The organism is Mycolicibacterium tusciae, from assembly GCF_002086795.1.
Lineage (GTDB): Bacteria > Actinomycetota > Actinomycetes > Mycobacteriales > Mycobacteriaceae > Mycobacterium > Mycobacterium tusciae.
Genome location: NZ_MVIM01000040.1, coordinates 1 through 7,830 on the forward strand (window position 1 = coordinate 1; position 7,830 = coordinate 7,830).

General features: G+C 66.5%; 9 protein-coding genes and 1 pseudogene. 9 read left to right on the forward strand and 1 reads right to left on the reverse strand.

The features are described 5' to 3' along the window. The first annotated feature begins 81 nt into the window (after nt 1–81). The 3 genes from BST47_RS29930 to BST47_RS29940 all read left to right on the forward strand — a co-directional run bounded on the left by BST47_RS29930 (nt 82) and on the right by BST47_RS29940 (nt 1,966). A complete protein-coding gene (locus BST47_RS29930) occupies nt 82–1,011 on the forward strand; it encodes a universal stress protein (RefSeq protein WP_083129364.1) in 930 nt (309 codons plus the stop codon). Between the two features lie 173 nt (nt 1,012–1,184). Further along, nucleotides 1,185–1,421, forward strand: coding sequence for an SHOCT domain-containing protein (locus BST47_RS29935; protein WP_420094075.1), 237 nt, complete (start codon nt 1,185–1,187; stop codon nt 1,419–1,421). Between the two features lie 26 nt (nt 1,422–1,447). Then, nucleotides 1,448–1,966, forward strand: a complete 519-nt coding sequence (locus BST47_RS29940) for a pyridoxamine 5'-phosphate oxidase family protein (protein ID WP_083129366.1) — start codon at nt 1,448–1,450, stop codon at nt 1,964–1,966. 42 nt (nt 1,967–2,008) lie between these two features. Here BST47_RS29940 and BST47_RS29945 read toward each other — a convergent pair. Then, nucleotides 2,009–2,681: pseudogene (locus tag BST47_RS29945) on the reverse strand (cbb3-type cytochrome c oxidase subunit I); the annotation flags it as partial. A gap of 180 nt (nt 2,682–2,861) precedes the next feature. Here BST47_RS29945 and BST47_RS29950 point away from each other — a divergent pair. From BST47_RS29950 to BST47_RS29975, 6 genes are all read left to right on the forward strand, one after another. Next, nucleotides 2,862–3,206: an NADH-quinone oxidoreductase subunit A gene (locus BST47_RS29950; protein WP_083129367.1), complete on the forward strand. Its 345-nt coding sequence runs from the start codon at nt 2,862–2,864 to the stop codon at nt 3,204–3,206. Then, entirely contained in the window at nt 3,197–4,510 is a 1,314-nt protein-coding gene (locus BST47_RS29955) for a hypothetical protein (RefSeq protein ID WP_107529132.1), read from the forward strand. The genes BST47_RS29950 and BST47_RS29955 overlap by 10 nt, the downstream gene beginning before the upstream one ends. Continuing rightward, a complete protein-coding gene (locus tag BST47_RS29960; RefSeq protein ID WP_083129368.1) occupies nt 4,503–5,432 on the forward strand; it encodes a complex I subunit 1 family protein in 930 nt (309 codons plus the stop codon). Before BST47_RS29955 ends, BST47_RS29960 begins: the two co-directional genes overlap by 8 nt. A gap of 6 nt (nt 5,433–5,438) precedes the next feature. After that, complete coding sequence (locus tag BST47_RS29965) at nt 5,439–6,002, forward strand: NADH-quinone oxidoreductase subunit J (RefSeq protein ID WP_083129369.1); 564 nt, start codon at nt 5,439–5,441, stop codon at nt 6,000–6,002. Beyond that, nucleotides 5,999–6,301: an NADH-quinone oxidoreductase subunit NuoK gene (locus BST47_RS29970; RefSeq protein ID WP_083129370.1), complete on the forward strand. Its 303-nt coding sequence runs from the start codon at nt 5,999–6,001 to the stop codon at nt 6,299–6,301. Before BST47_RS29965 ends, BST47_RS29970 begins: the two co-directional genes overlap by 4 nt. Before the next feature lie 8 nt (nt 6,302–6,309). Continuing rightward, on the forward strand, nt 6,310–7,830 hold a 1,521-nt coding region (locus tag BST47_RS29975; protein WP_083129372.1), incomplete at its 3' end, for a proton-conducting transporter transmembrane domain-containing protein.

Consider the following 7,830-nt stretch of genomic DNA (forward strand, 5'->3'; position numbering starts at 1 on the left):
GATGCAGCCTCACCCGGCCCACCCGGGTCACAGCACAACGTAACAACACGAAGTAACTGCACCTACGAACTTAAGGACCCGATGGGGCGAGCGGCAAACATTCGGCGGGGAATCGTGGTTGGCGTCGACGGATCCGCCTCGTCGCTCGCGGCGCTGCACTGGGCGGCGCATGAGGCCGCGCTGCGAAACACTCCGCTAACGGTGGTCCACGTGTTGCCTGCGCCGCCGCAGATGGGGGCGTCGGCTACCTGGCCGGGGATCCCGATGCCCGCGCAGGTTATCGACGAGCACGAAACACAGGCCCGTGGCATCGTTGACGATGCCGTTGCGATGGCGCTCGACAGCGGGGAGCACCGAGCTCCCCCGGAGATCAGCGGTGAAGTCTTGGGATCACCGACCCTCCCCACACTTGTCGAGCTCAGCAAAGAAGCCGACATGGTTGTCGTTGGATCCCGCGGCCGCACCTGGGCGCGTCGGGTGTTGTTGGGGTCGGTGAGCTCGGGGTTGGTGCATCGGGCGCATTGCCCGGTTGCGGTCATTCACGACGAACTGCCGGGGTCTGCTGACCGCGGAGCATCAGCCCGAGTCGTGGTGGGCATCGACGGCACCCCTGCGTCGGAGTTCGCCACCGCCATCGCGTTCGACGAAGCGTCGCGGCGGCATTCCGAACTGCTGGCATTGCACGCCTACGACGACACGGACCTGTCAGGCACCTACGACATGGAATGGTCAACGATCGTGGGGGCAACTCAAGAACGGCTCGCCGAACGCCTCGCAGGCTGGCAAGAACGCTACCCCGACGTGTACGTGCGCCGTGTGGTCGTGCTGAAGCAGCCAGCGCATCACTTGATTGAAGCGGCAGAATCGGCGCAATTGCTTGTCGTCGGCAGCCATGGCCGAGGCGGCTTCGGCGGCATGCCGCTCGGATCGGTCAGCGCGGCTGTGGTCCAGGCGGCACGCATACCGGTCATCGTGGCCCGCCAACCTCGCGGCAGCGAGGCAGTGCAATGAGCGACAATCAACCGGCCAGCGCGCGATCTATCCGGCCCGACAGGCGGCCGGTATTGATGAACCAAAGACCCCCAGTGCAGTTTCCGTGGCCTCTAATCTGATCTCTTAACCCATTGACATCCCGAGAGCGGCTGCTGCAACAGCAGCCACGGCGATCAAGGAGAGTTGCTGTGATGATCTGGTACGGCGACACGGGCTGGTGGAGTTACGCCGCAATGGGCATTGGGATGGTGCTCTTTTGGGCGCTGCTGATCAGCGGACTCGTTCTGCTTGTCCGACTCGCCACCGCCGACACGACGGCGCGACCGCAACCACCGGCGGCCGCGGAACAGATTCTGGCAGCCCGATTTGCGCACGGCGAAATCACCGAGTCCGAATACCGTGACCGGCGTCAGCTGCTGCGCAGCTAAGCTCGACACCAATATAGCTGATAGCGATGACGGAGCCGGACAGGGCATTCGGAGTGGTCGAGCGCACCATCCGCCGCCGCACGTTCGGCACCCTGTCCACCCTGACCCGGCGGGGTAGCCCGCACGCTACCGGGGTGGTCTACGCCGTCTCGCCACCGTCGCAGCCGCTAATGCTCTACGTGACGACCAGAACCACTACCGTCAAGGTCGCCAACATCCGGACCGAACCCGGCGTAGCGTTCGTTATCCCCGTACCCCATCGTGGCATCCCGCTATTCCCGCCCGCCGCCGTTCAATTCCAAGCAGACGCAACGATTGTGGGTGCTGATGACACCGCAGCGTTGCACGCGTTTGAAGCATCGTGGTTTCACCGCCGGATCCTGGGAACTGAGCAGCACATCGTCACCGAGGGCGCCAACATGTGCTTCATCGCGATTCGGCCACGCCGCACCCTGTACACGTACGGAATTGGAATGTCGGCTCTCGACATTCTGCGACACCCTCGGCAAGCCATCAGCCGAATTGACCTCCCCGCCGGTCGGTAAAACACCGCGTGCCGCATCATATTTTTCACTCCCCTGAGGCAGCGGGTAAGCGGCAGGGTACACCTCGGGATGGCCGAAGAACCAGAACAGGTGCTGCCACAACAACACACCGCCATTGGCCGGGTCATAGATGTGCGCGCCGAGGTGGCGATCAGCGGCCAGGCCGAACAGCGCGGAGGTCAGCAGGGGGAAGGCCAGCAGCACCAGGATGGACGTCACCAGGATGTCCAGGTGAAGATCGGCATCCGGAACATGGTCATGCCGGGGGCGCGCATGCAGACCACGGTGGTGATCATGTTGACACCGCCGAGGATGGTGCCCAGACCACCGACGGCCAGGCCCATGATCCACAGGTCGCCGCCTGCGCCGGGCGAGTGGATTGCGTCGGTCAGCGGGCTGTAGGCGGTCCAGCCGAAGTCGGCCGCGCCGCCGGGAGTGATGAAGCCGGCGACCGCGATCATCGCGCCGAACAGGAACAGCCAGAACGAGAACGCGTTCAGCCGCGGGAACGCCACATCGGGGGCGCCGATCTGCAGCGGCAGCACCAGGTTGGCGAAACCGAACACGATCGGGGTGGCGTAGAACAGCAGCATCACCGTGCCGTGCGTGGTGAACAGCTGGTTGTACTGCTCGTTGGACAAAACCCGCAGGCCCGGCGCGACCAGTTCGGTACGCATGAACAGCGCCATCAGCCGCCGATGAAGAAGAACACGAAGCCGCGACCAATACGTGACGACCACGGTCCTGCCGACATGAGACCGGTTCACCGGCCAGTGGCGGCCCGGCCCCGGGGTCGCAACCCCCCTTGCAGAAAATACCCCTACGGGGTACGTCTAGAGAGGGTATGGGAACCGTCCGCGCCAGGCACGGGCAAATGCGCTGAGGGGAGGCGGATATGTGGGCCGGGTTGGTGTGGACCTTGCTGGTCGCCGTCGCCGGTGTCGCCAGTGCCTATGGTGCACACCAACTTACTGCAGTATCTGCCACCGCACTGATCTCGCTGCCCTTCCAATCTGGTTGGGCACCAGAGGAACACGCGCTGTCGCGCTATCATGTCCGCTGGTACCTGGCGACGCTGATATTCCTGGCGTTCGACGTCGAGATGTTGTTCATGTATCCGTGGGCGGTGGTTGTCAGCGAGATGGGCGGAACCGCAGTCGTTGAGATGTTCCTTTTTCTGGCCGCACTACTCGTCGCGGTCCTGTGGGCGTGGCGAGAGGGTGCGCTGCGATGGACCTGAATCGATGGCTGGCACAACTCGCGGCTCGGCGGGCGCATGTCTTCATCGCCGAGATACCGGGAAATTGGGCTCTTCGCGCCGCAACGCAGGACCTGATCGCTGCGCGCGGATGGCGTCAAGCCTGCTCACCCGCCGACGCCGACGTCTTGGCGGTCTGCGGAGCCGCCGGCGATGAACTCGTCGAGCTGATCGACCGCATCTGGGACCAACTGCCCGGCCCGCGGGCCCGCCTCGAGATCCGGGATGTCTTGTCGGCGAGCGACGAACTGGACCGTGCGGCCGGCGTTTTGATCGATGTCGGGCGGCAGCGAGCTGATGCCGCTGGGCGTCCACGGTCAGCGGCGCAGGAAGGACATTGCGGCGACGACTCCGAGGATCATCAGATGCTCTCCAGCCCCGCCGAACACGGCGCCCCCGCCGCGGGAACCCCATCCGAGGCACACCACGGCGGCTATCCGCACATGGATCACGGCGGCGGGGCGCCACACGACAGCCCGGCTCAGCATCCCGAGCAGGAAAGCCACGACCACGGCGGCCATGCACAACACGGTGAGCCCGCTGCCCACGCCGGTCACGACATGGGGCACAGCGGCCACCACACGGACCACGGCGATATGGATATGGCACCGGCCGGAATCGCGCTGGCCCGAGGTGGCGAGGACCGCGACGGTTTGGAGATGGACGAGTTGCACGTGCGGCTGGGTCCGTTTCTCGCGTACTGGCCAGCGGGGCTGGTGCTGCGCTGCGCGCTGCAGGGCGATGTCATCACCGCGGCCCAGGCTCAGATGATGGGTGCCGCGAACGACGAGAAAACGCCGTCACTATCGGGCAATTGGATGCAGGCAGCCCGCCACACCGACCATCTCGTCGACCTCTTGGTGCTGGCCGGCTGGCCGCGCGCCGCCGCGCGCGCACGACGGCTACGCGGGGTACTGCTGGGTGACGCCGTCGACAGCCGCGCGGCCCGCCAACAGGCCGACGCGTTGGCCACCGCGGTGCGCCGCTCTCGGGTGCTGCGTTGGGCGCTGCGCGATCTCGCCCCCATCGCAGCCGACGACACCGGCCGATACGGCCTGCCCGCGGCTCTGGCCGGAGATACCTACGATCGGCTGCTCACACGGCTCGACGTGCTGCAACGTGCAGTTAGAGACGAGGCTGATGCGCCCCGGTTGCACATGCAGGACAGCGCAATCGATCACATGCTGCCCGCCCTGGTCGAGGGTTTAGACGTCGCCACGGCACGCCTGGTGATCGCCGGATTGGGTATCGACACCCCCGCCCTGGAGATGGGTCAGCGTGCCTGAGGTAACGACAGTCAGCGGCGCGTGGGCGCTTGCTGCCGCTGCCCTGTTGGCCGTGCTCGCCCTGTTCGCGGCCAGCCTGGACAGCACGCTGTCCGCACGAGCCAACGGCGCAGGTAGCGCGGTGGCGGCGCCGCTGGTTGAGGCGGCCCGGCTGATGCGTCAGCGTCACCGGACCCTGGTGGCCGCCGACACGTTGCTGTGGCGCATCGGATGCATCGGCCCGATCGTGGTCGCCCTGCTGATGATCGTGGTTGTGCCGCTGGGTCACTGGACGCTGCTGGACCTCGACGTCGGCGTCATGTGGGTCAACGCCGTGGACGTGATGATGTGGGCGGTGGTATGGCTGGCCGGCTGGGGACCCAATTCGGTGCATTCATTGATCGGCGGCTATCGATTCCTCGCCCACGCGCTGGGTTATGAACTGCCTCTGATGTTCGCCCTCGTCGCGCCCGCCGTGGCTGCGGGCAGCCTACGCGTCGGTGATGTGGCCAGTGCACAGCACGATTTGTGGTTCGTGGTGTGGATGCCGGTCGCATTTGTGGCGTATTGCCTTGGCGTGTTGGCGTTTTCAGTGTGGGGACCCTTCGGTCCGGCGCTCGGAGACGACATCGCCGGTGGCGTGACCGCCGAGCTGTCCGGGGTTGACCGGCTGGTGTTTGTTGCAGGCCGCTACGCCGTTCTGGTCGCCGGCGCGGCGTTCGCCGTGCCGATGTTCCTCGGCGGCGGCGCCGGGCCGCTGCTGCCCGACTGGCTGTGGTCGGTCGTGAAAACTATTGCGCTACTTAGCGTTTTGGTGTGGCTGCGGCGCGCAATACCCGCGTTGCGGCCGGACAAGTTCATGGAGATCGGCTGGGTCGTGTTGCTGCCGGCCGTGTTGTTGCAAGACCTAGCGGTGGCGGTCATCGCCATCTGGAGGAGTTGACACATCATGATCGTCGATATCGTGTTCTGGCTGCTCGCAGTCATCGCCGTCGCTGCCGGGGCCGCGGTGTTCTGGGTCGATTCGATGGCCCGGGCAACGTATGCGCTGGCGGCCTCGTTCATTGCGGTCGGTGTCGCAGTTGTGCTGTTGCAGCAGAACTACATCGGCGTGGTCACCATCTTGATGATGGTGATGGAGATGGCGGTAATGGCGGTCTACATGGTCATGTTCATGGGCATGAACCCGGCGCTGATGCCGATGAGCATGGTTCACGACAACCGCCGCGCACTCGCCGCCGCCGCGGCGACCTTTGTGTTTTTGGCTTGCGGGATTCTGCTGATCGACTGGCCCGCCCGGCAGGGCCAGCCCGCGCACGACGTCACCATGGCACTCGGCGAGGAGCTGATGGGTCCCCACATGCTCACCATGGCGGTGATCAGCCCGGTCATGGTCGCCACAATCGTGGCCGGGATCGTGTTGGCGGCCGCCCGTACCCGCTACGACCGTTTCGGTGACGACCTCAAACACCGCCCCGCACGTGACCCGCAACCCGGAGGGGTGGGCCGATGACCTTACAAACGGTGTTGTTGGCGGCGGCAGCGGTGTTCAGCGTCGGACTCTACGGTGCGTTGTCCCAGCAAGTCGTGGTGATGGTGATGATGGGCCTGGAGTTGATGATCAACGCGATCATCCTTGCCGCCGCAGGGTTTTGGTGGTTCGTCATGCCGGCACCTAGCGGCCAGGTGCTGCTGCTGGTGGTCATCGCCGCCATGACAGTGGAGATGGCGATGGGATTCGCCATAGCCACGGCATTGCACCGCGAGCGTCGCACCGACATGACCGACACGGCAGCCGACCTTTCCGGATGAGCCCCGTGATGTCAGCGCTGCTGTGGCTGCTGGTCGCAACGCCCGCCACGGTGGGAGTCGCCTTGTTGATCTCCCGCCGCGACGACCGGTGGACCGACGTGATCTCGATGGCCACCGCGCTCGGGTGCGTGGCTGTGTCGGTGGTGGTGGCCGTCGCGCGGCCGTCGGTGCAGGTGGCGTTCATGGCCGGTGCACCGTTTGGCCTTGGGGTCGACGCGCTCGCCGGGACAGTGCTGCCGGCGGTCACCACCGTGACGCTACTGGTGCTGATGTTCTCTGCCGGAAACATCCGCGAGGCGCGAGGCCGCTTTCACGGGTTGATGCTGGTGTTCGCCGCCGCGGCAATCCTGACGGTGACCGCCGCGACGCTGCCCGCGCTGCTGCTGGGATGGGAGGTGATGGGCGCGGCATCCTATGCGCTGATCGGGTTTTGGTGGCGCGACCAATACCGGGTATCGGACGGGCTGACCGCATTCATCACCACGCGCACCGCCGACCTGGGTTTGTATCTGGTCGCCGGCGCCGCGCTGGCCGGCGGCGCTGGGATGGCGCTGAATAGTTTCTCCGACGCAAAGGGTGGGTGGCGCGATGTCATCGCGCTCGGGGTGCTCGTGGCCGCGCTCGGCAAAGCTGCGCAACTGCCCTTCTCGTTTTGGCTGTCGCGGGCGATGTCGGGCCCCAGTCCGGTCAGCGCCCTGCTGCATTCGGCGGCGATGGTGGCGATGGGCGGCTATTTGTTATTGCGGACACAACCGCTGCTGGCCGCCACCGGCTGGGCCGCGACGGCGGCGGCGTGGGTAGGCGTGCTCACCGCGGTGGTGCTCGGCGCGGTCGCGGTCGCCCAGCGCGACATCAAGCAGCTGCTCGCCGCATCCACCGCCGCCCAGCTGGGATTCGTGGTGATGGCAGCCGGTGCGTCTGCCGTCGGCGGCGGCGCCACGCACCTGGTTGCCCACGCCGCCACCAAGGCCGGACTGTTCCTCGCCGCCGGCGTGTGGTTGTCGCTGCTGGGCACCCAGCGTCTGGACGCCCTGCACGGTGTGGCGCGGCGCTGGCGGGCGGTGGGGTGGTCGGCCACCATCGCGGCACTCACGCTGGCCGGAATCGCGCCGCTGTCGCTGTGGGCCACCAAGGACGCGGTGTTGACCGCCGCAGCGCAGCACTCCCCCGCGCTCTACGGGCTGGGATTACTCGCTTCCGCGCTGTCGGCGGCCTATGCGGCAAAGATGCTGGTGGTGATCTGGGCCAAGCCGTCGACTGACGTGACGGCCCCCGCACAGGCCGCGCCGGACCGACCCGTACCTCGTCGGCTCACCGGTCTCGAGCAGGCGCCGCTCGTGGTCCTCGCCGTGGGAGCCGCGGTGTCGGGTGTGCTGGCCCTGCCCCCAGTTGGCTCGATCATTGCGCGTGCCGTCGACGGCGGCCAGCCGATCTCGCACCCGGGCGTGGCCGAGCTGCTCGGTTCGGCGGCCCTTGCCCTTGTCGTGGTGGCAGCGGTGGCACGGTGGGGTGTGCCCGAACCGCGGTGG

What these genes read in the sequence shown, in the direction of transcription:
- BST47_RS29930 (WP_083129364.1), top strand. Translation starts at nt 82, where the DNA reads ATGGGGCGAGCGGCAAACATTCGGCGGGGAATCGTGGTTGGCGTCGAC.
- BST47_RS29935 (WP_420094075.1), top strand. Translation starts at nt 1,185, where the DNA reads ATGATCTGGTACGGCGACACGGGCTGGTGGAGTTACGCCGCAATGGGC.
- BST47_RS29940 (WP_083129366.1), top strand. Translation starts at nt 1,448, where the DNA reads ATGACGGAGCCGGACAGGGCATTCGGAGTGGTCGAGCGCACCATCCGC.
- BST47_RS29950 (WP_083129367.1), top strand. Translation starts at nt 2,862, where the DNA reads ATGTGGGCCGGGTTGGTGTGGACCTTGCTGGTCGCCGTCGCCGGTGTC.
- BST47_RS29955 (WP_107529132.1), top strand. Translation starts at nt 3,197, where the DNA reads ATGGACCTGAATCGATGGCTGGCACAACTCGCGGCTCGGCGGGCGCAT.
- BST47_RS29965 (WP_083129369.1), top strand. Translation starts at nt 5,439, where the DNA reads ATGATCGTCGATATCGTGTTCTGGCTGCTCGCAGTCATCGCCGTCGCT.
- BST47_RS29970 (WP_083129370.1), top strand. Translation starts at nt 5,999, where the DNA reads ATGACCTTACAAACGGTGTTGTTGGCGGCGGCAGCGGTGTTCAGCGTC.